The sequence below is a fragment of the Ruegeria sp. CK3 genome (genome assembly GCF_056536565.1).
Window position 1 is genome coordinate 320,743 of record NZ_JBQFPV010000004.1, and the last position, 25,376, is coordinate 346,118.

Annotated in this window: 23 protein-coding genes and 1 other RNA gene; 16 read left to right on the forward strand and 8 right to left on the reverse strand. The window is 58.7% G+C overall.

Annotated features, from left to right (window positions below; translation table 11 throughout):
• Positions 1–150: 150 nt before the first annotated feature.
• A complete protein-coding gene (locus tag ACR0C3_RS07450) occupies positions 151–1,008 on the forward strand; it encodes an alpha/beta hydrolase family protein (protein ID WP_480757923.1) in 858 nt (285 codons plus the stop codon).
• A gap of 43 nt (positions 1,009–1,051) precedes the next feature.
• Here ACR0C3_RS07450 and rsgA read toward each other — a convergent pair whose 3' ends face one another.
• From rsgA to ACR0C3_RS07465, 3 genes are all read right to left on the reverse strand, one after another.
• On the reverse strand, positions 1,052–2,080 hold the full coding sequence (rsgA, locus tag ACR0C3_RS07455; protein ID WP_480757924.1) for a ribosome small subunit-dependent GTPase A: 1,029 nt from the start codon (positions 2,078–2,080) through the stop codon (positions 1,052–1,054).
• 157 nt (positions 2,081–2,237) lie between these two features.
• Positions 2,238–2,336, reverse strand: an RNA gene (gene ffs, locus ACR0C3_RS07460) — signal recognition particle sRNA small type.
• A 39-nt stretch (positions 2,337–2,375) separates the two neighbouring features.
• Positions 2,376–4,223 carry a bifunctional 2',3'-cyclic-nucleotide 2'-phosphodiesterase/3'-nucleotidase gene (locus ACR0C3_RS07465; RefSeq protein ID WP_480757925.1) on the reverse strand — a complete coding sequence of 616 codons (1,848 nt, stop codon included), beginning with the start codon at positions 4,221–4,223 and terminating at the stop codon, positions 2,376–2,378.
• Between the two features lie 185 nt (positions 4,224–4,408).
• Here ACR0C3_RS07465 and nudC point away from each other — a divergent pair, with 185 nt between their 5' ends.
• Entirely contained in the window at positions 4,409–5,392 is a 984-nt protein-coding gene (gene nudC, locus ACR0C3_RS07470; protein WP_480757926.1) for an NAD(+) diphosphatase, read from the forward strand.
• 39 nt (positions 5,393–5,431) lie between these two features.
• On the forward strand, positions 5,432–5,899 hold the full coding sequence (locus ACR0C3_RS07475; RefSeq protein WP_480757927.1) for an SRPBCC family protein: 468 nt from the start codon (positions 5,432–5,434) through the stop codon (positions 5,897–5,899).
• Positions 5,900–5,924: 25 nt separating this feature from the next.
• Here ACR0C3_RS07475 and ACR0C3_RS07480 read toward each other — a convergent pair whose 3' ends face one another.
• Entirely contained in the window at positions 5,925–6,758 is an 834-nt protein-coding gene (locus ACR0C3_RS07480; RefSeq protein ID WP_480757928.1) for a prephenate dehydratase, read from the reverse strand.
• A gap of 120 nt (positions 6,759–6,878) precedes the next feature.
• On the opposite strand from ACR0C3_RS07480, the gene ACR0C3_RS07485 reads away from it, so the two are divergent.
• The 5 genes from ACR0C3_RS07485 to ACR0C3_RS07505 all read left to right on the forward strand — a co-directional run bounded on the left by ACR0C3_RS07485 (position 6,879) and on the right by ACR0C3_RS07505 (position 13,250).
• The gene (locus ACR0C3_RS07485; protein ID WP_170471271.1) at positions 6,879–7,394 is read left to right on the forward strand and encodes a c-type cytochrome; all 516 of its coding nucleotides are present in this window, start codon (positions 6,879–6,881) and stop codon (positions 7,392–7,394) included.
• 171 nt (positions 7,395–7,565) lie between these two features.
• Positions 7,566–9,473 (forward strand): extracellular solute-binding protein, encoded by a 1,908-nt coding sequence (locus tag ACR0C3_RS07490; protein WP_480757929.1) that lies wholly within the window; start codon positions 7,566–7,568, stop codon positions 9,471–9,473.
• A gap of 1 nt (position 9,474) precedes the next feature.
• Positions 9,475–10,569: a microcin C ABC transporter permease YejB gene (locus ACR0C3_RS07495; protein WP_170460207.1), complete on the forward strand. Its 1,095-nt coding sequence runs from the start codon at positions 9,475–9,477 to the stop codon at positions 10,567–10,569.
• Complete coding sequence (locus tag ACR0C3_RS07500) at positions 10,570–11,676, forward strand: ABC transporter permease (protein ID WP_170552545.1); 1,107 nt, start codon at positions 10,570–10,572, stop codon at positions 11,674–11,676.
• Complete coding sequence (locus ACR0C3_RS07505; protein ID WP_170552547.1) at positions 11,673–13,250, forward strand: ABC transporter ATP-binding protein; 1,578 nt, start codon at positions 11,673–11,675, stop codon at positions 13,248–13,250. The genes ACR0C3_RS07500 and ACR0C3_RS07505 overlap by 4 nt, the downstream gene beginning before the upstream one ends.
• Positions 13,251–13,269: 19 nt before the next feature.
• Here the strand turns inward: ACR0C3_RS07505 and ACR0C3_RS07510 are convergent, their stop codons facing one another.
• Together ACR0C3_RS07510 and hemN are read right to left on the reverse strand one after the other, a co-directional pair.
• Entirely contained in the window at positions 13,270–15,198 is a 1,929-nt protein-coding gene (locus ACR0C3_RS07510) for an elongation factor G (protein WP_480757930.1), read from the reverse strand.
• Positions 15,199–15,412: 214 nt separating this feature from the next.
• A complete protein-coding gene (gene hemN / locus ACR0C3_RS07515) occupies positions 15,413–16,768 on the reverse strand; it encodes an oxygen-independent coproporphyrinogen III oxidase (protein ID WP_480757931.1) in 1,356 nt (451 codons plus the stop codon).
• A 61-nt stretch (positions 16,769–16,829) separates the two neighbouring features.
• On the opposite strand from hemN, the gene fnrL reads away from it, so the two are divergent.
• Positions 16,830–17,573 carry a transcriptional regulator FnrL gene (gene fnrL, locus ACR0C3_RS07520; protein ID WP_170375417.1) on the forward strand — a complete coding sequence of 248 codons (744 nt, stop codon included), beginning with the start codon at positions 16,830–16,832 and terminating at the stop codon, positions 17,571–17,573.
• A 73-nt stretch (positions 17,574–17,646) separates the two neighbouring features.
• Here fnrL and ACR0C3_RS07525 read toward each other — a convergent pair whose 3' ends face one another.
• Entirely contained in the window at positions 17,647–18,486 is an 840-nt protein-coding gene (locus tag ACR0C3_RS07525) for a universal stress protein (protein WP_170690606.1), read from the reverse strand.
• Between the two features lie 193 nt (positions 18,487–18,679).
• Here ACR0C3_RS07525 and ccoN point away from each other — a divergent pair, with 193 nt between their 5' ends.
• Genes ccoN through ccoP form a run of 4 tightly spaced genes read left to right on the forward strand, consistent with a single transcriptional unit; the run spans position 18,680 to position 22,108 of the window.
• On the forward strand, positions 18,680–20,287 hold the full coding sequence (ccoN, locus tag ACR0C3_RS07530) for a cytochrome-c oxidase, cbb3-type subunit I (protein ID WP_170690605.1): 1,608 nt from the start codon (positions 18,680–18,682) through the stop codon (positions 20,285–20,287).
• 14 nt (positions 20,288–20,301) lie between these two features.
• Entirely contained in the window at positions 20,302–21,030 is a 729-nt protein-coding gene (gene ccoO / locus ACR0C3_RS07535; RefSeq protein ID WP_170375411.1) for a cytochrome-c oxidase, cbb3-type subunit II, read from the forward strand.
• An 11-nt stretch (positions 21,031–21,041) separates the two neighbouring features.
• On the forward strand, positions 21,042–21,248 hold the full coding sequence (locus ACR0C3_RS07540) for a cbb3-type cytochrome c oxidase subunit 3 (RefSeq protein ID WP_170375409.1): 207 nt from the start codon (positions 21,042–21,044) through the stop codon (positions 21,246–21,248).
• The gene (gene ccoP / locus ACR0C3_RS07545; RefSeq protein WP_170375407.1) at positions 21,245–22,108 is read left to right on the forward strand and encodes a cytochrome-c oxidase, cbb3-type subunit III; all 864 of its coding nucleotides are present in this window, start codon (positions 21,245–21,247) and stop codon (positions 22,106–22,108) included. Before ACR0C3_RS07540 ends, ccoP begins: the two co-directional genes overlap by 4 nt.
• A gap of 142 nt (positions 22,109–22,250) precedes the next feature.
• Here ccoP and ACR0C3_RS07550 read toward each other — a convergent pair whose 3' ends face one another.
• Positions 22,251–22,382, reverse strand: a complete 132-nt coding sequence (locus ACR0C3_RS07550; protein WP_480757932.1) for a hypothetical protein — start codon at positions 22,380–22,382, stop codon at positions 22,251–22,253.
• Positions 22,383–22,508: 126 nt separating this feature from the next.
• On the opposite strand from ACR0C3_RS07550, the gene ACR0C3_RS07555 reads away from it, so the two are divergent.
• The 3 genes from ACR0C3_RS07555 to ACR0C3_RS07565 all read left to right on the forward strand — a co-directional run bounded on the left by ACR0C3_RS07555 (position 22,509) and on the right by ACR0C3_RS07565 (position 25,375).
• Positions 22,509–23,387 carry a LysR family transcriptional regulator gene (locus tag ACR0C3_RS07555; protein WP_480757933.1) on the forward strand — a complete coding sequence of 293 codons (879 nt, stop codon included), beginning with the start codon at positions 22,509–22,511 and terminating at the stop codon, positions 23,385–23,387.
• A 99-nt stretch (positions 23,388–23,486) separates the two neighbouring features.
• Entirely contained in the window at positions 23,487–24,914 is a 1,428-nt protein-coding gene (gene ccoG / locus ACR0C3_RS07560; protein WP_419738938.1) for a cytochrome c oxidase accessory protein CcoG, read from the forward strand.
• 2 nt (positions 24,915–24,916) lie between these two features.
• On the forward strand, positions 24,917–25,375 hold the full coding sequence (locus tag ACR0C3_RS07565; protein ID WP_170375399.1) for a FixH family protein: 459 nt from the start codon (positions 24,917–24,919) through the stop codon (positions 25,373–25,375).
• The last annotated feature ends 1 nt before the right edge of the window (position 25,376 follow it).

Sequence of the window (25,376 nt, forward strand, 5' to 3'; positions counted from 1 at the left end):
ATTTTGAGTCAAGTTGAACTTTCTGCGCTGCGGAATGCGGATCCGCAAAGTGGACGCGTGGTCAAGCTGGATCGCAGTTGACTTACATGGGCTGTCTGGGGTCAAGTTGCAATATGAACTCATCAGTTCAGTTTTCCACCGAGGATACCCATGTTGGATTCAAACCATACTGTGCTGATCGAAGATGTTCAGATCCCGGTGGGGGATGGCGCCCTGTCCGGGCGAATCTACCGGCCCGTGGCGCAGCCCGAAACCGTAGTGGTGGTCAACAGCGCGACGGGAGTTCCGCGTGACTACTACAAGCATTTCGCACAGTGGTTGGCGTCGGATCGGGATATCGCCTGTCTGATCTATGACTTCCGGGAATTCGGTCATTCGAAATCGGGGCCGCAACGTCGGTCGAAAATCTCAATGGCCGATTGGGCGTTGCAGGACATGCCCGCGGCGCGGGCCGAGATGCGCCGCCGATTCCCGCTGGCGCAGCAGTGGTCGGTTGGTCATTCGCTTGGAGGGATGCTGGGGCCGGTTCAACCGGATATCGACAAGATTGATCGCATGATCTGCGTCTGTTCCGGCCTTGTGAAATTGGGTGATCACCCTTGGCCGTACCGCGCTCTGGCCGGGTTGTTCTGGTATGGGCATGTGCCTCTGGTCGTGCGCGGCCTGGGGTATTTGCCGGGCAAGGCACTTGGGTTTGGATCAGACCTACCGCCTAAGGTCTATTGGCAATGGCGCAAGTGGTGCACCGCACCGCAAAGCTATCTGCCCGAGATGGGAGACACCCTGCCGCAAGCTACATGGAAAGAGGCTAACGTTCCCGTCGACCTGTTTGCCTTCACGGATGATGAGATGGTCCCCGAGGCCGCCGTTTGGCGGTTGGCCGAACTATACGGGCCGAAGGCACGCCGCCACCTTTTGTCGCCAGAAGAATTCGGCGTTCCGGAAATCGGCCATATCGGTGTGTTTGCCCGCCGCAATGCGGCAGTCTGGCCCCGATTGATCGCTTGATGGGGGACGTCGGCGAACCGGCGCCCCTTTTTCAGCCCGTGTTTTAATCGCCGCGCCGCGCGGATTTTCCGTGCATCGCCGACCGGACCATCTTGCCGAAAGCCCTGTCGCGTGCCCGCGCCTCGGCCACGGTCTCAGAGTTGCGCTGATCCTCGCGCCTCAGCTTGCGCCAGCGTTCCAACCGATCTGCATCCAGCGTGCCTTTTTCTATCGCCGCTTGCACTGCGCAACCGGGCTCGGCCTCATGCTGGCAATCCGAGAACCGACAGGTTTGGGCCAGTTCTAGAATGTCCGAGAACACTTCGTCCACCCCGTCCTGCGCATCGAGCAGGCGCAAGGCGCGCATGCCGGGGGTGTCGACGAGCCAACCGCCGTTTTGCATCGGATGCAAGGCGCGAGACGTCGTGGTGTGACGGCCTCGGGCGTCATCCTCGCGGATTGCGGCTGTTGCCAGATCCTGACCGGTCATTCCGTTGGCGAGCGTTGTTTTGCCAACGCCTGATGACCCGACCAAAGCTGCCGTCTGACCTGCCGGACACCATGCCAGAACCTGCTGCAGGTCTAACTTGTCATGCGCGTTGACCGTCAGGACTGTCAAAAACGGTGCCAGCGCTTCGGCCTGCTTGGCGTAGGCTGCTGGGTCCGAGCAGCTATCTGCTTTGGTCAGGACCACGACAGGATAGCAGCCCGCCTGATGCGCCAGTGCCAGATACCGTTCGAGCCGGGACACATTGAAATCCGCATTGCACGAGCTGACGATGAACAGCACGTCAACATTGGCTGCGATCAACTGCGCCTCGGCCCCGGTTCCGGCAGCACGGCGTTGCAACAGGCTGCGCCGGTCAAGCAGATGCTGAACGCGATTCTTGTCATCGGCCAGCACCCAATCTCCGACAGCAAAGTCGCCGGTAGAGTGACCAGGGGCAAACAGAGATGCTTCACCAGCCTCGTTCATCCCGACCAGACGGTCCCGGTGAACGGCGGTGATACGAAAAGGCGTGAGCTGCGCGTGCGCCGTGTGCTGTGCAGCAAAGTGAGAGGACCATCCCAGGTCCGAAAGAGTAAAAGACATTGGTTTGCCTGTGTTCAGATATAGCAATCCCATCTGATGGCAGACGCGCATCCGTTGGTGATGTGTTCAGGCAATCGGAGAGTTGGGTTTAGAACCGATCTGCCCGAAGGGTGTTTACTACAATCACGAAGCCCTCCTGCGGCTGATGGTTTCTATAAAGTGAGAGGTTGGACATCGACCCAAGCGGGGCTCGTTGTGGCTGCTTCCTTCCGGACCTGACCAGGTTGGCGAGGCGCTCGCCCGCGCCAACCTCTCAGGGCCTGATATAGGGAAACGATGTGAAAATGACAACCCGTCACAAAGTCAGTCGTATCCTTTCAAAGCCATCGGTATCCCGCCCTAGCAAGTCAGGGGAGTAAGCGCTGAGCTCAGGCAAATACTTCAACGCTCCGCTGCCGGTTCTGAGGATCGTGTGCGCACGATTCATTGGAGCGAAGGAGAACGGGTAAGGAGCCTGATCCAGAGGGTCTGCGGGCAGGCGATCTGACAGGTAGTCACGCAGTATCTCTTTGATATCCCTGGACGGCAGCGGAATGTTCTCGGCGTGCGCGACGAAAGGGAAATGCCCACCGCCGCTGGCGCGGTAGTTGTTAAGGGCGACGACAAAGCTCTGGTCGTCGCGGATTGTTTGCCCATCAAAGCGCAGGTTGCGGACGCGCCGGGCAGTTGGATCAGTCAGGGTGCCGTTGCTGTCGAACCGCGCCGGGCTGGACAAGTCGATCTGATAGGTCACACCAAACACCACGTCAAAGTTATGCCCCGCCCGGTGGGAATCGGTTAACTCGGTTTGGGTGTTTGGGTGGATCCGATTGAAAACACCCGCCGACATTTCAAGCCAATCCCGCAGTTGCGCGCCAGTGATTTCGACGGCGCGCAATTCGTTGGGAAAAACATGCAGGTCAGCGACGTGTCGCAGGCAAATCTCACCCACAGGCACGTCTGTGTAGTTCCTCGGCCCGGCGCGTCCGCCGAATTTGTAAGGAGACACTGCTGACAGAAGTGGAACTCCAGCGAAGGCGGTGCCGTGCAGGAACGGGCGCAAACCCGCCGCTTGTGCCGCCGCGACCAGGGCCAGCCCTCGATCTGGCGCGCAGAAGCTGAAATAGCTGTGCAGGCTCTGCGTGGTATGGCTGACAGGTTCGGCCATCATCTTGCGCGTGGCCAGATGAGCGGGCTTGAACATCTCGCTCAGGTCCTCGTCTTCGACCTCATCGGCTGTGGCGACCAGGCTGCAGTGGTGATCCGTGATTTGCCAGCGCCCCTCGGGTGCCTTGGTGATGTGCAGGTCTATGACCCCCAGATATGACCCAGCGGACCCGGCCATGACCACAGGTGTGCCGTGGACCAGACCATTTTCGGCATCAACGCCGTCAAGCCCTTGATGGGCTGCGCCCGGCAGTGTGAGATGTGTGTGGCCGGCAACAATCGCGTCAATGCTCGCAATCTTGGCAAGGGGGGCGACGGCGTTCTCAAATCCCGGCTGAGCTGCCGATTGCTCCAACCCCGAATGCGCCAGAGCGACGACCAGATCGCAGTCATGCGCACGCAACGCCTCAGCCGTTCTTCGGACGGCGGTTAGGATATCTTCGGCAATGACCTTGTCTTTCAGATGATGCGCCTCCCACATTGTGGTTTGAGGCGGAAGCACGGAAAGCACGCCGATTCGAACCGGAGTTCCCTGCGCAATGGACCGGGTCAGAACAACACTGCGCAGCCAGGGCTGCTGGTCGTCCACATAGGTCAGGTTGCTGCAAATCACGGGGCAAGGGGCTTGGCCTATGACGCGTTCAAGCACATCCAGCCCGAACCCGAAATCATGATTGCCCAAGCCGATCGCGTCATATTCCAGTGCTTTGAAGGCCTGCATCATCGGGTGCGGGCCATCGTTTTCCACCGCCCAGTCCCCAATCGGCGTTCCTTGCAGCGCGTCGCCATTGTCGAACAGAAGGGTCAAGGCACCCTTGGCCTGTTTGCGGGCGTTTCGGATCGCCGACGCCGTACGCGTCAGCCCGATGATCGGGTCCGTTTTGTCCGCATAATAGTCGAACCCGGTCAGGGTCATGTGCAGATCGGTGGTTGCCAGAATGCGGATATGCACGCCGGCGTCCTGCGCGTCTTTCATGCGCGGGGAGATTGCGGTCACGTTCGGTTGTCTACTTTTGCGCTATGAGAGTTAAGAAAATTTACCAAGAGGACAAATAAGTGAAAAATCCGAGGCGGTCATGCGGTGTTTCGGTGACACCTGTCGATATGCCGCAGTAGCGAATTGACATTGCAACACCTGCGCGGACATGGCAGCCCTAGGCGCAAAAGGCCGAGGGGACCCCAATGAAAAACGCAGAAAACGTGACATTCGGCAGCTCAGGCCTTGAGCGTGCGGCCCATCTGCGGGGAGACGCGGACAAGCTGACCGAAGCGGCCCAAGATCCAAACGCCCGCTGCCTGTTGCTGTGGCGTGGAAAAGTGCTGGTGCAGGGCGAGGCTCTGGATCGGTTGGGGCTGGTCAATATGGCGCATCCTCTGGTCGCCAATGGCCCCGGTGGTGTGGTTGAGGCTCCGATCTTGCTGGGCTGCTCCGATGACGGGGCGGCGATGTTTGCCGCAGATATCTCTGAATGGCAGGCCGAGGGGCTGGATCTGGCGAGCTTGGGCAATTTCATCGATCCGTCCGAGCAACAACATCCCGATCTGCCTGAGGGCCATGTGTTTGCCGAGCTGCGTCGGATCATGACGCGCCTATCCGCCCGCGATGCCGAGCTTTCGGCGACAGCCAAGGCGGTGATCGGCTGGCACGAGACGCACCGCTTCTGTGCCCGCTGCGGCGCGCCAAGCGACGTATCGCAAGCCGGATGGCAGCGCAGTTGCCCGGCTTGTGGCGGCCAACACTTCCCACGCACCGACCCGGTTGTGATCATGTTGATCACCCATGGCGACAGCGTGCTGATGGGGCGCTCGCCGGGATGGCCTGAGGGCATGTTCTCGTTGCTGGCAGGTTTCGTCGAGCCGGGCGAGACACTCGAATCTGCAGTGCGGCGCGAGGTGATGGAGGAGGCGGGCGTTCCCGTGGGCGCCGTGTCCTATCTGTCCAGCCAGCCCTGGCCATTTCCGGCGTCGCTGATGTTCGGCTGTGCCGGCGAAGCTTTGTCTCGGGACATCCAGATCGACCCGGTTGAGATTGAAGAGGCAATGTGGGTCAGCAAATCCGAGATGATGCAGGCCTTCGCGGGGGAGCATCCGCGCCTGCTGCCCGCTCGCAAGGGGGCGATTGCCCATTTCCTGTTGCGGAACTGGCTTGCAGATACACTGGACTAAAGAAACACTAAACGGAAAGAACGAGCAGCAAAGGCCCACATGCAGTTTTCAGCGCGCGAAGATATCGAGGCTCCCATCCACTCGGTTTTTGACATGGTTGCCGATTTCGATCGGTTCGAACGCATGGCGATGCGCCGTGGCGTTGACGTGCGCCGTACCGCTGGCGGGGTCGCACCCTCCGCAGGCACGGCGTGGGAGACCGAGTTCAAGCTGCGCGGCAAACCCCGCCAGATGTCCGTACTGCTGACCGATTGCGACCACCCCTCGCAAATGCGATTCGAGGCGACGGGCAAGGGCATGACCGGGGTTACGGTGGTTGACTTTATGGCCCTGTCTCAGCGTCGGACCCGCTTGAGTGTGGACCTGTCACTCAGCGCCAAGTCCCTGCCGGCGCGGTTGCTGCTGCAGTCGATGAAGCTGGGCCAAGCGCGGTTTCGCAAACGCTTTCAAATGCGCCTTGCGGAATTCGCCCGAGAACTGGAGCAGCGCCACAGGCATGGCGCTTAAACTCACATTTACCTGAAGCGCGGGCCTAGCCGCGTGGCTGGGCTGCCGGGTAGACGCCAAGTATTTCCACATTGGTGGTGAAATGCTCAAGCTCGTCCATTGCCAGTTGCACGTTCCGGTCTTCCGGATGCCCGACAATATCGGCATAGAACTGGGTCGCGGTGAACGAGCCATCGACCATGTAGCTTTCCAACTTGGTCATGTTGATCCCATTGGTCGCAAACCCACCCATCGCCTTATAGAGCGCCGCAGGAATGTTGCGGACCTGAAAGACAAAGCTGGTGATCATGCCATGCTCGCCCCGACGCGACAGGTCGGCCTTGGGTGACATGACCAGAAAACGCGTGGTGTTGTCGCCATGATCCTCGATATGGCGGGCGAGGACGTTCAGGCCGTAGATCTCTCCGGCGAGTTCGCTGGCCAGAGCGGCTGAATGGATTTCACCCGCCTCGGATACCTCGCGCGCGGCGCGGGCGTTGTCGGGGCTGACCCGTCCGTGAATACCGTGCTGGCGCAGGAACCCCGCGCATTGAGGCAGCAGGACCAGATGGGAATGCGCCTCGGTGATGTCGTCCAGCGTCGCGCCGGGCACAGCCAACAGGTTGATGTGGACGCGCACGAAGGCCTCATCAATGATCTGCAGACCACTATGCGGCAACAGCCGGTGGATATCGGCCACCCGCCCATAGGTCGTGTTCTCGACCGGCAGCATCGCCAGATCGGCCGCGCCGGAGCGAACCGATTCGATCACATCCTCGAAAGTCCGGCAGGGCAGCGCCTCCATTTTCGGGCGTGCGTTGCGGCAGGCCTCGTGGCTGTAGGCGCCGGGTTCGCCTTGAAAGGCAATGCGTTTGGTCATTTGGTCGGTCCCGTGCAACAAGTTACAAAATTGGGCGTTTCGTCGCGGTGTCTATACCTTGCCTCTCGCAAGTGGAAGCCTTAGACACCTTTTCAGACAGCTGAAATGGACTAGCGATCAATGTTCGACACGATGACAGTTACCAAGGCCGCTGCGGGCCTGTTCGGCACGTTCCTTGTGCTGCTTCTTGCCAAATGGGGTGGTGACATCCTGTACCATTCGCATGGGGGCCATGGGGATGCACAGGCTGCCTACATCATCGAGACCGAAAGCTCGGGTGAAAGCGCCGATGGCGAAGAGGTGGTCTTTGAAGACCTGCTGGCCGCCGCAGACCCTGAAAAGGGCGCCAGAGTTTTCCGCAAATGTACTGCTTGCCACAAGTTGGAAGACGGTGCGAACGGCACCGGACCCTACCTATACGGCATTGTAGACCGGCCCGTTGCGTCGGCCAAAGGCTTCACCGGCTATTCGGCGGCGATGCAGGCGCATGGTGGCAACTGGACCCCCGAAGCGCTTGATGCCTTCGTTGAAAGACCCAACGCATATATCTCGGGTACATCCATGAGCTTTGCCGGCCTGAAAAAGCCTCAAGAACGCGCTGACCTGATTGCCTATCTGCAAACCATCGGCAACTGATTGCCATCACGTTTGTGAAAAAACCCAAAGCCGCTGCCTTGTGCAGCGGCTTTTTTTATGTCGAAAATCTTCACAAAGCGTTCACGCATTCTAAACTTGAATCAGCCAGGACTGGCGATTTAGCTGGCGGAACAAACATAGATGACGACAACAATCCAGAGGATGAGCCATATGAAACCCCTCCTGCCTGCTGCGCGCGACATCAGTATTCGGCATTGGGGGGTGGTCTTAGGGTTGGTCGCCGTAACGCTCGGATCAGCCGAGGTCGCCCAAGCGAATGATGAAAATGTTACAACCAGTCATGGGTACTCCTATTTTGGAAATCTGGACTACCCGGCGGACTATCCGCATCTGAATTACGTCAATCCCGACGCTCCCAAGGGCGGTGAGATGTCACTGGCAGCGTCTGGAACCTTTGACTCGCTGAATCCTTACTCACGAAAGGGTCGGAGCGGAGCGTTAACCACAATCCAATATGACCGCCTGTTTGAAAGCGCGGATGACAGCGTCGGTCAGTACTACGGTGTTCTGGCGGAAAGCCTCGAGTACGACGAAGGGCGCAACTACGTCATTTTCAACTTGCGCCCTGAGGCCATGTTCTGGGATGGAACACCGGTCACGGCTGAAGACGTTGTTTACAGCCACCGTTTGTTCATCGAGCAGGGCCTGCCGTCTTACGCGCAGGCTGTCGGGCGCATGGTCACCGGGGCCGAGGCGCTAGACGATCACACTGTGAGGTTCACGTTCAACCCAGAAGTCACGCGCCGTAGCTTGATCGAAACCGTAGGATCGACGCCTGTCTTCTCAAAAGCGTGGTTTGAAGCCGACGAGTCGCGTCGTCTGGATGAACCTCGGCTGGAAGTGGCGGTCGGTTCGGGTCCATACAAGCTGGACAGTTATGACATCAACCGCCGTATCGTCTACAAGCGCCGCGACGACTATTGGGGCAAAGACCTGCCATTCAACGTAGGCCGCAACAACTTTGACACTATTCGCGTCGAATATTTTGCTGACCAGACTGCCGCGTTCGAAGGTTTCAAGGCTGGTGAGTATACGATGCGGATCGAGAGCGATCCCAAGCTCTGGGCGACAAGTTATGACTTCCCCAAGCTGACAGAAGGTTCCGTTGTGCGCGACGAAATCATGGATGGCAGCCCGCCGACACCGTCTGGTTTTGTGTTCAATCTCGGCAAGCCGCAATTCGCAGACAAGAACGTCCGCAAAGCGTTGGCTCTGGCATTCAACTTTGAATGGGCAAACGAATCCTTGTTGTTTGGATTGAATTCACCTCGCAACTCTTTTGTGCAAGGCACACCGCTTGAAGCGCAGGGCACCCCAGCGGGCCCAGAGCTGGCCTTCTTGGAAACGCTTGGCGATGTCGTCCCAGCCGATTTTATATCCGAGGATGTCGTCGTTGCGCATGAATCCAACCCGGCGCGCCTGAACGACCGGCGCAACTTGCGCAAAGCGTCGAAGATGTTGGACGAGGCGGGTTGGCCCGTGGGCGAAGGTAACGTGCGTCGCAATGCCGAAGGGCAGACGCTGAAGGTGAATATCCCTTACCCCTCGAACTTGCCGACATCGACGGCGACGATGATCGAAACCTACGTTCAGAACCTTCAGGCATTGGGTGTAGATGCATCTGCGGAAAAGGTTGATCCGGCACAATACACATTGCGTAGCCGAGAGCGCGACTACGATATGGTCTATTCCACGCGGTATGGGTCGTTCCTGTCGACCGGCGGCGGATTGAGCCAGATGTATGGGTCCGAAGAGGCAGCCTTTAGCCTGTTCAATCCCGCTGGCCTGGCAAGCCCGTTGGTCGACGCGATTATTGAAGCGTCTTTTGAAACCGACAATCAGGCTGATCAGGACGCAGCACTTATGGCTTTGGATCGTGCCCTGAGGTATGAGTTTTTCGTGATCCCCGTGGGATACATCGCGGACTACTGGACAGCTTATTACGACATGTACGAATACCCTGAGAACCTGCCGCCCTATTCGTTAGGTCATTTGGACCTTTGGTGGATCAACCCCGAGAAAGAAGCCGATTTGAAGGCAAAAGGCGCGCTGCGGTAAAATGGGCGCCTATATTCTAAGACGCCTGCTTTTGGTCATCCCGACCTTGCTGGGCATAATGGTTGTCAACTTCACGCTGGTGCAGTTTGTTCCGGGTGGACCCGTTGAGCAAATAATAGCTCAGATCGAAGGACAGGGCGATGTCTTCGCGGGCTTCGCTGGGGGTGGAGACGCAGGTGCAGGGTCCGAGCCTGCAGGCGGTGTCTTCGACGACAAATATGTGGGTGCGCGCGGCCTGCCTCCGGAGTTCATTGCCGAATTGGAAAAGGAATTCGGTTTCGACAAGCCGCCGCTTGAGCGTTTTCTTGGAATGATGGGCAACTATCTGACGCTCGATTTTGGCGAGAGCTATTTCCGGTCGATAAGCGTGATTGATTTGGTGTTGGAAAAGATGCCCGTGTCGATCTCGCTGGGCCTATGGTCGACGCTGATCGCCTATCTGGTTTCGATTCCGCTAGGCATCCGCAAAGCAGTCAAAGATGGGTCGCGGTTCGATACCGTGACCAGCGGCGCTATTATCGTGGCCTACGCGATCCCCGGTTTCCTATTTGCCATCCTGCTGCTGGTGCTGTTTGCCGGTGGATCCTACTGGCAGATCTTCCCTCTGCGAGGGCTGACCTCGGACAATTGGGACAGCCTGAGCCTTTTGGGCAAGATCGCCGACTATTTCTGGCATATCGCGCTGCCGATCATTGCCTTGACCATTTCGGCCTTTGCGACGCTGACGCTGCTGACCAAGAACTCGTTTCTGGATGAGATCAAGAAGCAATATGTCATGACTGCTCGCGCCAAGGGATTGGGGGAGCGCAAGGTCCTCTATGGTCATGTCTTCCGCAACGCGATGCTGATCGTGATTGCGGGTTTCCCGGCGGTGTTCATTGGTGTCTTCTTTGGCGGTTCGATCATTATTGAAACGATCTTCTCTTTGGACGGTCTGGGTCGCCTCGGGTTCGAGGCCGCCGTGGCGCGGGACTATCCGGTGATCTTTGGCACTCTGTTTATCTTTGGTCTGATGGGGCTGGTTGTCGGTATCATCAGCGACCTGATGTATGTGCTGGTCGACCCACGCATCGATTTCGAAAAGCGGGAGGGGTAAATGGCGCTTTCTCCCTTGAACCAACGGCGTTGGCGCAATTTCCGACGCAATGGCCGCGCTTTCTGGTCGCTGATCATCTTCTCGGTGCTGTTCGGCCTGTCCCTGTTCGCCGAGTTCATTGCCAACGATAAACCGATCCTCGTGCAATATCGTGGTCAATTCTACACGCCGATTTTTAACTTCTATCCCGAAACTGAATTTGGCGGCGATTTCCAGACCGAGGCGATCTATCGCGACCCTGAGGTCCGCTGCCTGATCGACAGTGGTGGGATCGAGGACTGTTTCGACGACCCCGAAGGTATCATCGAGCAGATCGAGGCAGGGACTTATCAGGCCGAAGGGTTCGAGCGCGGCTGGGCGATCTGGCCGCTAATCCCTTATTCCTACAACACCAGTGTCGATCGCCCTGGTGCGGCCCCCTTGCCGCCGAATGGTCAGAACCTACTGGGGACGGATGATACCAAACGGGACGTGCTGGCGCGGGTGATTTATGGTTTCCGCCTGTCGATCCTGTTCACGCTGATGGTGACTGGTGTGGCCAGCCTGATCGGTATTTTCGCCGGGGCCATTCAGGGCTTCTTCGGTGGCTGGCTCGACCTGATTTTTCAACGGGTCATCGAGATATGGTCCGCGACCCCGTCGCTCTATGTCATCATCATTATGTTCGCCATTCTGGGCCGAAGTTTCTGGCTTCTGGTGGCTCTGATGATCCTGTTCAGTTGGACCGGACTTGTGGGCGTTGTGAGGGCCGAGTTTTTGCGGGCGCGAAATCTGGAATATGTGCGCGCCGCGCGGGCGCTGGGCGTGGGTAACATGACGATCATGTTCCGCCACATGCTGCCCAATGCGATGGTTGCGACGCTGACCTTCATGCCCTTCATCGTGACTGGCACGATTGGCGGGCTAGCCTCTTTAGATTTCCTTGGCTTTGGCTTGCCATCCTCAGCCCCGTCGCTGGGCGAACTTACTTTGCAGGCCAAACAGAACCTGCAAGCCCCGTGGCTGGCCTTCACCGCCTTTTTCACCTTCGCCATCATGCTGTCGCTGCTGGTCTTCATTTTCGAAGGCGTCCGCGATGCATTTGATCCCAGAAAGACCTTCTCATGAGCCTTTTGGATGTAAACAACCTCAAGGTCTCGTTCCGCCAGGACGGCGAGGTATCAGCTGCGGTCAAAGGCGTCTCCTTCACCGTGGATCGGGGGGAAACGGTTGCTCTGGTGGGTGAGTCTGGCTCGGGAAAATCGGTGACGGCTTTGTCGACCGTGTCGCTGCTGGGCGACAGCGCCATGGTCGAAGGTTCGGTCAAATACGACGGGGCCGAGATGATCGGGGCGTCGGAGGACAAGCTGATGGAGGTGCGCGGCAACGATATCAGCTTCATTTTTCAGGAACCGATGACCTCGCTCAATCCCCTTCACACGATCCAGAAGCAGATGGCGGAATCGCTGGCTCTGCATCAGGGCTTGGCTGGGGATGCCGCGCGCGACAGAATTGTGGAGTTGCTGAACAAGGTTGGCATTCGCGACCCTGAGGATCGTCTGGATAGCTATCCGCACCAGCTTTCGGGCGGGCAGCGACAGCGTGTGATGATTGCCATGGCGCTGGCCAACAAACCGGATGTTCTGATCGCGGATGAACCAACGACCGCCTTGGATGTGACCATTCAGGCGCAAATTCTCGAACTATTGGCCGAGCTGCAAAAATCCGAGAACATGGGGATGCTGTTCATCACCCATGACCTTGGCATCGTGCGTCGGATCGCCGACCGGGTCTGCGTGATGAAAGACGGTGAGATTGTCGAAACCGGAATCACGGCTGAGATTTTCAACAACCCACAGCACCCCTACACGCGCAAACTGCTGGAGGCCGAGCCTTCAGGACACCCCGACCCCGTCGCCGCAGACGCGGAAGAGGTCGCCCGGACAGATCACCTGAAGGTCTGGTTCCCGATCCAGCGCGGTTTTCTGAAACGCACGGTCGGCTATGTAAAAGCCGTCAACGATGCAACGTTTAGCGTGCGGGCCGGGGAAACCCTTGGGATTGTCGGCGAAAGTGGCTCGGGCAAGACGACGATGGCGCTGGCCATCATGCGGTTGATCGCGTCCGAGGGTGGGATCACCTTCCGCGATCAGGATGTGCGCCGCTGGTCCACGCGAGAATTGCGGCGCCTGCGCAAGGACATGCAGATCGTTTTTCAGGACCCGTTCGGCAGCCTGAGCCCACGTATGACATGCCAGCAGATCATCTCCGAGGGACTCTCTATTCACAACGTCGACCCGCATCGCGCCCCGCGCGAGCTGGTGGCCGAGGTGATGACAGAGGTGGGCTTGGACCCGGCCTCAATGGACCGCTACCCGCATGAGTTTTCGGGCGGGCAGCGTCAGCGGATTGCGATTGCGCGGGCCATGGTGCTGCGTCCGAAACTACTGGTTCTGGATGAGCCGACAAGCGCGCTGGACATGACGGTACAGGTTCAGATCGTTGACCTTTTGCGCGATCTGCAGCGGAAATACGGTTTGGCGTATCTGTTCATCAGTCACGACCTGAAAGTTGTGCGGGCGATGTCTCACAAGGTCATCGTCATGCGCAACGGCGACGTGGTCGAGATGGGCGCATCCGAGGATTTGTTTGAAAATGCGCAAACAGATTACACCCGTGAACTTATTGCGGCGGCGGGCTAAGGCCCGCCTCGCGTTTCCCTCAAGCGCTGGCTTTCTCGCGATCGGCGGATTTGGGGACCGGTCCGCGCAACTCTTCATAGTGATCGAAGCTCAGATTGACCCACCCCGTTCCCCGCGTGGCACTGGCGAGAGTTCGGTGCAACTCATCTTGCGCCACGGCCGGAAGTTGGGCGTTGAAGATTTCCCAACCTGAGGCATTCGGATTGCCCTCGAACCCCAATACCTGCCCTTGCAGCGAACTGATCGTGGGAACCAGATCTCCGACGAAATCTGACGGCAGATGAATCTCGGCCGTGAGAATCGGCTGCAGTACCACGGGCTTGGCCTGCGGCAGTGCCTCACGCACCGCATTCTTGCCCGCCGTCCGGAACGCGTAGTCCGAGCTGTCGACATTGTGGTGTTTGCCGTCGCTGAGGGTGATTTTGACATCCACGACCGGGAAGCCTTCGGGGCCTTGTTCCAACGCGTCCTTGGCCCCGTGCTCCACGGATGGGATGTAGTTCTTCGGCACCGCGCCGCCCTTCACAACCTCTTCGAATTGAAAGCCCGAGCCACGGGGTAGAGGCGCGACCGAGATCACAACGTCGGCGAATTGTCCGGCGCCGCCCGATTGCTTGCGATGACGGTGGCGATGTTCGACCGGCGTACGGATGGTTTCGCGATAGGCGGTCTCGACGGGGTCGGTTTCGATCTCGATCCCGAAATCCTCCAATAGCTTGGCCGTCACGCGCCGCATGTGTTGTGGACCCTGAGAGCCGAGTACGGAATGTCCGCTCAGCTCGTCTTGTACCATATGCAACCCCGGGTCGATCTCGACCAAACGGCTCAGGGCGTTAGACAGGCGCACGTCGTCGCGCTCATGCGCGGGTGAGACGACCTGCCGGTGCGCAACTGGGTGCGAAGACGCCCAATCCGGAAGCGGCGTAGCCGACCGGCTGTCATAGATGTATCCGGGGTTGAGGTGATCAGACTTGACCGCAAGCCCGATCTGTCCGGCCTCCAACGCACCGATCTGTGTTTTGGCGTCCAGGCTCGTCAAATTGCCGACCGTTTCGCCTCCCAAAGCCTCATGCGCTTTGACGCCATCGCCCAGCCCGCGCAGCACGGTGATCTTGCCGATATGTTTCTTCACATCAGCAAAGCCCGCAATCGCGCGTGCATTGTCCGCGGCCTCATCTCGCCCGGCAGCGATATCGAATTCGGGCGCTTCGTGTCGCAGCGCTTTCATCAAGCGGGTGAGCCCATTGCCATGTTGCGCGGCCCCCAGGCAGGCCGGAATCAACTGGTGATTTTGCAGGACCTGAGCGGCCAGATCGTAAATTTCGGCGCTGGGGGGCTGCTTGTCTTCGATCAGTTGCTCCAGCAAATGGTCATCGAAATCCGAAAGCGTTTCCAGTAATTCAGTGCGGGCTTCCTGTTCGCGGTCCTCGACGGATTGAGGCAGTTCGATCAAGGCCGAGGGCTGGCCTTCTTGGTACTTCCACGCGCGTTCCGAGATCAGATCGACCGCGCCAATGATTGTATCGCCGTCGCGGATCGGGACCTGCCGCAAGGCGATGTGATGGGTGCAATAGGTCTGCAAGGCCGCGATGATGTCGCGGATACGGCCGTTGGGGTTGTCCATTCGGTTGATGAATAGAAAGCAAGGGATGCCCGCCTCTTCCACCAGCCGCAGGTACGGCGCGCATAGAACGGCGGCATCGGGGTCTGGCGGGACGACGACCACGGCGGCGTCCGAGATCGCCATGGCTGGTCCAACATAAGCCAGCGCATCGCCGCCGCCATCCACGTCAACCGCGCACCACGGTTCGTCCAAATAAGAAAAACCGTGCAAATGCACGGTTCCGGAAATGTCGAATGTCGTGGGGCGCCCGTCGAGGCGGCTGATGGCCTCGACCAGAGTGGATTTGCCCGATTGACTGGGGCCTAGGACGGTAAAAACGCGCATATGTGCTGTCCCTCTTTCAGGTTGCAGAGTGGCTGCACGAAAGGGGCTGCCTTGCGCAAATGCGTTGGCACGGTCTGTCTGCGGATTTGCCTGCCTCGGGCTGTGGACCTGATCGAAGACCCACGCCCTGAGTGTGGAGAAAACACCAGCCTTGCGTCAAGCCCCCGTTCGGGATCGGCTTGGGCCCGCCGAAAACCGGGCCGCTTGCTCAAGGTCAGATCGCAGAGCTATGTCCGGCTTTGCTCAGGTCATAGGCATCGAAGCTGCGGGCGATAATTCGGGTCAGGGCACGCGCCTCGGGCGGGATGAACAGCCCGTCTTCGGTGACTCGCAAAAGGCCGTCAAATCTTGCGTTCACCTCGGCATACATCTTGTTCAGCTCTGCGCTGGATACATCATAACCGCGCAGGATCTCGGCGGAGTCGATCCGGAAATCGCACATCAACGCTTCGATCAAGCGGGCACGCAGCACGTCCTGTCCCTTGAACAAATGCCCACGCGAGGTCGAGAACTGACCGTCGCGGATTGCCTTGGTATGGGCCGAGGTCGCGGGGTTGTTCTGTGCGTAGCCTTGAGGAAAGCGCGAGATCGAGCTTGCACCGACGCCGATCAGAACCTCGGCCTGATCATCGGTATAGCCCTGGAAGTTGCGTTTCAGTTGGCCCGCTTTCAACGCTTTGGTCAGCCCGTCCTCTAGCGTTGCGAAGTGGTCGATTCCGATCTCGGCGTAGTTGTCCCACATGAACAGGCGGCGGGCGGTGTCGAACAAGTCAAGGCGCTGCTCGGGTGTTGGCAAAGCCTCGGACGGGATCAGTTGCTGCCGTTTCGCCATCCAAGGCACATGGGCATAGCCATAGAGCGCGACGCGGTCCGGGCTGAGCGACAGAAGCTTCTGAACGCTTTCGGTCATCCGCGCTTTGGTCTGGTGCGGCAGGCCAAACAGGATATCGGCATTCAGGCTGGTGATCCCGCGTGCGCGGATCATATCCACCGCATCCCGCGTGGTGTCGTAGCTTTGGATGCGCCCGATGGTTTTCTGGATCTCGTCATCGAAGTCCTGCACCCCGATTGAGGCGCGGTTCATGCCCGCTTCGGCGAGGACATCCAGCCGCGCTTCGTCAATCTCATTTGGGTCGATCTCGACCGAGAACTCGGCATCCGGTCCCAGCGGCACGATATCCAGAATGTAGCGCGCCAGATCGCGCATCAGGTCGGCATTCAGCAGGGTTGGGGTGCCGCCGCCCCAATGCAGGCGGGATAGAACCACCCCCTCGGGCAGGCGCGCGGCCAGCAGGTCAAGCTCGGCCTTTAGTACGTCCACATATGCGACCACGGGGCTGTCGGTTTGTGTACCTTGCGTGCGGCAGGCGCAGAACCAGCAAAGACGCCGACAGAAGGGGACATGGACATAAAGCGAAATGGCGCTGCCCGGCTTGATCCGGGCGATCCAGTCACCAAAAAGATCAGCCCCCACGTCATTGCTGAAATGGGGGGCGGTCGGGTAGCTGGTGTAGCGAGGCACCTTCGCGTCAAAAAGTCCAAGCCTTGCCAATTGTGATTTATCTATCATGGAGATACCTTTAAGGGACCCAAGTCTTGGTTGCTTTGATAGAGATCAAGTAGGAAAGCGAATGTCAGTAGAGATAAAGTTTGATCATTCCAACTGTGACGAATGCCCGATTCGTCATCGGGCCGTCTGCGCCCGGTGTGATGCGGATGAGCTGCAGTCCCTTGAAGAGATTAAATATTATCGCAGTTTCGAAGCGGGTCAGACGATCATCTGGTCCGGCGATCAGATGAACTTTGTCGGCTCGGTCGTCTCGGGTATCGCGTCTCTGACCCAGACGATGGAGGACGGGCGGACCCAGATGGTGGGTCTGCTGCTGCCCAGTGATTTTGTCGGGCGACCGGGGCGTGATTCTGCGCCTTATGACGTTCAGGCCACCACAGATGTGGTGATGTGCTGCTTTCGCAAGAAGCCGTTCGAAGGGTTGTTGAGTGAGACCCCTCATATCGCGCATCGTCTTTTGCAGATGACATTGGATGAGCTGGACGCCGCGCGGGAATGGATGCTTGTTCTGGGCCGCAAGACGGCGCGGGAGAAGATCGCCAGCCTGCTTTCGATCATCGCGCGCAGGGATGCGTCGATTACGCAGAAAGGGCTGTCAGGCCCGCTCGTGTTTGACCTGCCGCTGACGCGTGAGGCGATGGCGGACTATTTGGGTCTAACGCTGGAAACGGTGAGCCGGCAGATATCGGCCCTGAAAAAGGACGGGGTTATCGTGCTGGAAGGCAAGCGCCACGTGACCATCCCCGATCTGGGTCGCCTTATGGAAGAGGCCGGAGATGACTCGGACGGAGGTTTCCTCGTTTAGACGCCACCCGCCAGTCACATACCAAAGCGATCGAGCCGCCCCGCAGGGCGGCTTTTTTTGGTTCAGGACGCGATCAGTGTGCCATGAAGACCGGTACAGCGGATTGTTCCAGCATGTTGCGCGTAGCACCGCCAAGGATCGCTTCGCGAAAGCGGGAATGGCCGTAGGCGCCCATGACAATCATATCTGATTCCGTATCCGTAGCGTGGCGGTTCAGAATGTCAGACACCCGTGTCATGGTTTTGCTGAGGACTTCGATATCGCACCTGACACCGTGCCGCGCGAGCATCTGGGACAGCATGCCACCTGGGTCAGAGCGGTCGGGCCCATGCCGTGGCGGGTCGATCACCACGATACGTGCCAGATCGGCATCTTTCAGAAATGGCAGGGCGCAGCGCACCGCACGCATAGCCTCGACGCTTTCGTTCCACGCGATCATGATGTTTTTAGGCTTCGAAACAGGTTGCCCCGCGTTCGGGACGACCATGACCGGAGCGTGACCTTCGAACATGGCGGCTTCGACAATCGGTTCCGCTTCGGCACCGCGCCCTTCGCCATAGGGGTGCGGTAGGACAACCAAATCCGAGAACCGTGCCCGATGGGCAACGTGGCGTCCAATGTCCGCGATCTGGGCGACTCCGTTTTCGGCCGACCACCGCACACCGGTTTTTCCCAGAAAATCCTCGGCATAGCTTAGCAGTTCATCGGCCTCGGCATTGGCCCGGCTGAGGGTTTCCTGAAGGATAAGTGCGTTCGCCCCGGCGTAGTAATACCCTGTCTGACTGCGATCGACGCCCAGGCACAGGGCCTCGGCATGACCATCCTGCGCTTCGGCCAATGCCGCTGCCTGAGACAACGCTGCCTGCGCATTCGTAGTTTCCGTCATGATGGTGAGAATTGATTTGTAAGCCATATCGACCTCGTCTTTCGAGCAGCCGATCCAATGCGACCAGCGCCCCTCCACTTGACAATGGGTGTCACAGAAAACAACGGATTGTCTTGACTCAGATCAAAGCGGCAGAGGGTGTTCTTCTACATTACGGTGGACAGTCAAAAAGGTTCTGTGCGGCACGTAAATCGCGCAGGGCAGGGTAAAGGGACGCAATATGTCGAATTACATCAAGCTGATCGTGCTTGGTCTGGTCGTGCTGTTTGCCGCGATCGGGTCCAATTATGCACGCGATTTGGCGTATCAGGTGCATGCGATACTGGTGATGATCATCGCCGGTGGTCTGTTCATCTGGACGCTTCGAAACACGGATGAGCCAGATATTCTTGTCGATCGCTCCGGCGAGTACATGGACGGCGTGATCCGCTACGGCGTGATCGCAACTGCCTTCTGGGGCGTGGTCGGGTTCCTGGCGGGAACTTTTATTGCGTTCCAGCTGGCATTTCCAACGCTCAACTTCGAATGGGCGCAAGGCTATCTGAACTTTGGGCGGTTGCGTCCGCTGCACACCTCAGCGGTGATTTTTGCCTTTGGGGGCAACGCTCTGATTGCGACCTCGTTCTACGTGGTGCAGCGCACCAGCGCGGCGCGTCTGTGGGGCGGAAACCTGGCATGGTTCGTGTTCTGGGGTTATCAGCTGTTCATCGTTCTGGCAGCAACCGGATATGTTCTGGGTGGCACGCAGTCCAAGGAATATGCCGAGCCTGAGTGGTATGTGGACCTGTGGCTGACCGTCGTCTGGGTCGCCTATCTGGCTGTCTATCTGGGCACGATCATCAAACGGAAAGAGCCGCATATCTATGTGGCCAACTGGTTCTACCTTGCCTTTATCGTGACCGTTGCGATGCTGCACCTGGTCAACAACATGACCATCCCGGTCAGTATCTGGGGTTCGAAATCGGTTATCGTCTGGTCGGGCGTACAGGATGCTATGATCCAGTGGTGGTATGGCCACAACGCTGTGGGCTTCTTCCTGACTGCGGGCTTCCTGGGCATGATGTACTACTTCATCCCGAAACAGGCCGAACGTCCCGTATTCTCGTACAAGCTGTCGATCATCCACTTCTGGGCGCTGATCTTCCTGTATATCTGGGCCGGTCCGCACCACCTGCACTATACCGCGCTTCCCGACTGGGCCTCGACGCTGGGCATGGTGTTCTCGATCGTGCTGTGGATGCCGTCTTGGGGTGGTATGATCAACGGTCTGATGACGCTCTCGGGCGCATGGGACAAGCTGCGCACCGACCCGATCATCCGTATGATGGTCATCTCGGTCGGCTTCTACGGTATGTCCACCTTTGAGGGTCCGATGATGTCGATCCGTGCGGTGAACTCGCTCAGCCACTACACCGACTGGACCATTGGTCACGTACATTCGGGCGCGCTGGGCTGGAACGGCATGATCACCTTTGGTGCGCTGTACTATCTGGTGCCTGTCCTGTGGAAGCGTGAGCGTCTGTACTCCTTGCAGATGGTCAGCTGGCACTTCTGGCTCGCGACGATCGGCATCGTTCTCTATGCCGCGTCGATGTGGGTCACCGGTATCATGGAAGGCCTGATGTGGCGCGAAGTGGATGCCAACGGCTTCCTGGTGAACTCGTTCGCTGACACCGTTGCCGCCAAGTTCCCGATGTATGTGGTTCGCGGTCTGGGTGGGGTTCTGTTCCTCGCTGGCTCGGTGATCATGTGCTACAACCTGTGGATGACTGTGCGCAAGGCGCCGGCTAAAGAGGCCAGCCTGACCGTCGCAGTCCCGGCTGAATAAAGGAGGCCGGAGCAATGGCAATTCTTGACAAACACAAAGTGCTTGAGACCAACGCGACCCTTCTGCTGATCTTCAGCTTTCTGGTCGTGACCATCGGTGGCATCGTTCAGATCACCCCGCTGTTCTATCTTGAGAACACTATCGAGAAGGTGGAGGGTATGCGCCCTTACACCCCTCTCGAGATGGCGGGCCGTGAGATTTACATCCGCGAAGGCTGCTATGTCTGCCACAGCCAGATGATCCGTCCCATGCGGGACGAGGTCGAACGCTATGGCCATTACTCGCTGGCGGCTGAGTCGATGTATGACCACCCGTTCCAGTGGGGATCCAAGCGGACCGGACCTGATCTGGCACGTGTCGGCGGCCGTTACTCGGACGATTGGCATGTTCGCCACCTGCGCGATGCGCAATCAGTGGTGCCGGAATCGGTGATGCCGAAATATGGCTTCCTCGAAAACCGCAAGATCGATGGCAAGTATATCGGCGACATCATGGCGGCAAATGCGGTGGTCGGTACACCTTACACCGACGAGATGCTGGAGAACGCGCAAGCTGACTTCCGCGCTCAGGCCGATCCCGACAGTGACTATGACGGGCTGCTGGAGCGTTACGGTGACAAGGTCAACGTCCGCAACTTCGATGGTCAATCCGACCTGACCGAAGCTGACGCGCTGATCGCCTATCTGCAAATGCTGGGCACGCTGGTCGACTTCTCGACCTTCACGCCTGACGCAAACCGCTGAGGGAGGGTGCAATGGAAGAATATACTCTCCTGAGGCAGTTCGCAGATAGCTGGATGTTGCTTCTGTTGTTCGCCTTCTTTGTTGGCATCATTGTCTGGGTGTTCCGCCCAGGCGCCAGCAAGGAATACAGCGACACCGCCAACATCCCTTTCCGGCACGTTGATGCACCCGCACCGCAGCAAGACCAACCCGCCACATCCGAGGAGGCGCGGAAATGACTAAGACACCTGAAAAACAGCCGGGTGACCCGAATACAACCGGTCACAGCTGGGACGGCATCGAAGAATTTGATAATCCGATGCCCCGCTGGTGGCTGTGGACCTTCTACGCCACGATCTTCTGGGGTGTAATTTACACGATCATGTATCCCGCATGGCCACTGGTTCAGTCGGCAACGGCAGGCGTCATGGGTTGGTCATCTCGGGCCGAAGTCCAGCAAGAGCTGGTTTCGTTCGAAGAGGCCAACGCTCCGTGGAATGCCAAGCTGGTGGACACCCCGCTTGAGGAGATTTCGGCTGACCCTGAGTTGCAGCAATATGCCGTCAACGCAGGCAGCGCTGTGTTCCGCACCTGGTGTGCACAGTGTCACGGCTCGGGCGCGCAGGGCGCGGCTGGCTTCCCGAACCTTCTGGATGATGCATGGCTGTGGGGTGGCACGATGGAGGATATCCATTTCACCGTCAGCTATGGGATCCGGAACGAGGAAAGCGACGATGCGCGGTACTCCGAGATGCCGGCCTTTGGTGAGCTCCTCGAAGGCGAAGAGATCACTCAGGTGGTTCAGTACGTGATGTCGCTGACCAATGCGCAGACCGATGATGCGGCCGCGCAGGCAGGCAAGGTTGTCTTCGAAGACAATTGTGCCGCCTGTCACGGCGAGGACGGCAAAGGCGACGTCTTCCAGGGCGCGCCGAACCTGACGGATGCCATCTGGCTCTATGGCGGCAGCGAAGAGGCCCTGACCGAAACGGTGACCTATAGCCGCTTTGGCGTGATGCCCCCGTGGGATACCCGCCTGACCGAGGCGCAGATCCGTGCCGTGACCGCCTATGTCCACCAACTGGGTGGCGGTCAGTAAGGCTAAAAGAATACCTTGGGGCGGCTTGCTGCCCCCAGGTCCCGGCACCGGCTGTTCCATCTGTTCGCGCGTTTCCTGAACAGCCGGTGCCTATTTCCAAAACCATCATAGGGCCATTGGCCAATCCAGAACAGACCGCGTTTCAAAGGTCTTCAAGATCGACCGTGCGCGGGTGTTTCCTCCACCAATGATGTTCGGGCAACCAGCGCGCTTTGTTGCGGGTTGGTTTTGGTGCGTCCCTGAGATGGTGCTCGTTGATACGTGTCGCGGTCATGAATGATTTTGCAAAAACACTCAGCATGGCGCTTTCCTTTCGCGTTTTCTGTATGCGTTAAGGATGATGTTTCCCTGTACAGGATGCGAGCCAATTGCTATTTCCATATGTAAGCTAGGATTACATATGAACTGGTTGAAACTGCCTCCGCTCTCGTCCCTTCGCGCTTTTTCGGCCTTTGCCGAAAAGGGTGGTGTGGTGCAGGCAGGTGCTGCGCTGAATGTGAGCCATGCTGCCATAAGCCAGCAGTTGCGTGTGCTGGAGAAGCACATGGGTGTGGCTCTGGTCCGGCGCGACGGAAAGTCCCTCTCCCTAACAGCCGAAGGCGCGCATCTGGCGCGTGCGGTGCAGCTTGGGTTCGGTTCAATCGGCGCTGCCGTGGAAGAGGTGATGAGCGCAGGCGGCGCCCGTCCGGTTCATGTGTCGCTGACACCAACCTTCGCCGCCTCGTGGTTGATGCCGCGACTGCCGGAATTTCAGGCCAAATACCCTGAAATCAGCCTGACGATCGATCCTTCTCCGCATCTGGTGGAACTCACGCCAGGCGGCGTCGATGTTGCGATCAGATACGGGTCCGGAGGGTGGCCCGGTGTGGACTGCGAAATGCTGCTGGAAACCCCTTTTGTTGTGGTTGCGGCCCCCAGCCTGCTGGGCGGTCGGTCGGATTGGACACCGGAAGAGTTGAGCCAGCTGCCTTGGCTGGAAGAGTTTGGCACCACCGAGGCCTCGACCTGGCTGGCCAGACGCGGGGTGGATCACCCGCCTCAGGGGCGGCGCATCTCGCTGCCGGGGACCTTGCTGCTTGAAGGGCTGCGGGCAGGGCAGGGTGTCACAGCCACGGTGCGACATTTCGTCGAGCAGGACATCAAGGCGGGCCGCCTTGTCGAGCTCCATACTGAGCCTGAAAGCAGCGGATACCACGTTTTGACGGCCAAAACGCCTCTAAGACCGGCGGTAAAGACATTTGTCAGCTGGTTGAGGCGGCAGGCGGGTGACGCGCGGTAAAAGGTGTTTGTCCGATGCGCGTTTTGACCCATGTCAATGTTTGCGCGTCCATGATCTGGAAGAACACACTTCCATAAGACCCATCCTTGGAGCCAGCCAGTGAGCGATTCCGATCCCGCCCCCAGCTTGTATGCCGCCCGAGAACCTATCTTTCCTCGGCGTGTCTCAGGTCCGTTCCGGAACCTGAAATGGATTATCCTGATTGTGACCTTGGGGATCTACTACGTCACCCCATGGATCAGATGGGACCGAGGGCCCAGCCTGCCGGATCAGGCTGTGCTGCTGGACCTGGCCAACCGCCGCTTCTATTTCTTTTGGATCGAGATTTGGCCGCACGAATTCTACTTTGTTGCGGGCCTTCTGATCATGGCCGGTCTTGGGCTTTTCCTGTTCACATCGGCCTTGGGCCGGGTGTGGTGCGGATATGCCTGCCCGCAGACCGTCTGGACCGACCTGTTCATTCTGGTCGAACGCTGGATTGAAGGCGACCGCAACGCCCGCTTGCGCCTGCATAGGCAAGAGAAGATGGACCTCCGCAAGGCCCGTTTGCGTCTAACGAAATGGACCGCATGGTTCCTGATCGGCCTCGCAACCGGCGGGGCCTGGGTCTTTTACTTTGCCGACGCGCCAACCCTTCTGCGTGATCTGGTGACCGGCAACGCACACCCCGTTGCCTACACGACCATGTTGATCCTGACCGGCACCACCTTCCTTTTTGGTGGCTTCGCGCGTGAACAAATCTGTATCTATGCCTGCCCATGGCCCCGCATTCAGGCCGCGATGATGGACGAGGACACCCTGGTCGTCGGCTATCGCGAATGGCGCGGTGAGCCACGCGGCAAAGGCAAACGCACGGCCGATTCCGAGCTGGGCGATTGCATCGATTGCATGGCCTGCGTGAATGTCTGCCCTGTTGGTATCGACATTCGCGATGGTCAGCAGTTGGAGTGCATCACCTGCGCCCTGTGCATCGACGCCTGCGACGACATGATGGCCAAGATCGGCAAACCTCGGGGTTTGATCGACTATATGGCGCTGAGTGATGAGGCGCATGAACGCGCAGGTCAGCCACCTAAGAATATCTGGAAACACATTCTGCGTCCCCGCACGATCATGTACACCGCGCTGTGGTCTCTGGTCGGGTTCGCGCTGCTGTTCGCGCTGTTCATCCGGTCTGATATCGACCTGACGGTCGCGCCTGTGCGCAATCCGACCTTTGTGACGATGTCGGATGGCACGATCCGCAACACCTATGATGTGCGCCTGCGCAACAAACATGGCGAAGAACGTCCGTTCAATCTGTCTCTGACCGGCGATCCGGCCATGCTACTGGAAATCGAAGGCGTTGACGGGCAAACTGTTACTGTGGCCCCTGATACCGCGCAACTGGTGCGGGTCTACATTACGGCGGCGCCTGACACGGGGCCTGCGCTTACGGATACGTCTGCTGTTCGGATCTGGGTCGAGGACCTCGACAGCGGTGAACGCGCCTACAAAGACACAAGCTTCAACGGACGAGGGAACTGATCATGTCCGAGCGGAAATTCACCGGCAAACACGCCCTTGCGGTGTTCGTATGTGCCTTTGGTGTGATCATCACGGTGAACCTGATCCTGGCTTACAGCGCGGTCAAAACCTTCCCGGGGCTGGAGGTCAAAAACTCCTACGTCGCCAGTCAGGAGTTCAATGACCGACTGAAGGAACACCAAGCTTTGGGTTGGGAAGTACGCGCTGAAAACACTGGCGGTCTGCTGATCCTGCACATCACAGACGCTACCGGCGCGCCGGTGCAAGTCGCCGATTTACAGGCCGTTGTGGGCCGTGCAACCCATGTGCGCGATGATTTCTCGCCCGACTTCACATTTGACGGGCTTGCCTATGCAACGCCTGCGACGCTGGGCAAGGGGAACTGGAACATCCGTCTGGTCGCCCGCGATCATTCAGGGGCCGAGTTCGCTCAGCGGGTACCCCTGTACGTGAAAGGGTAGG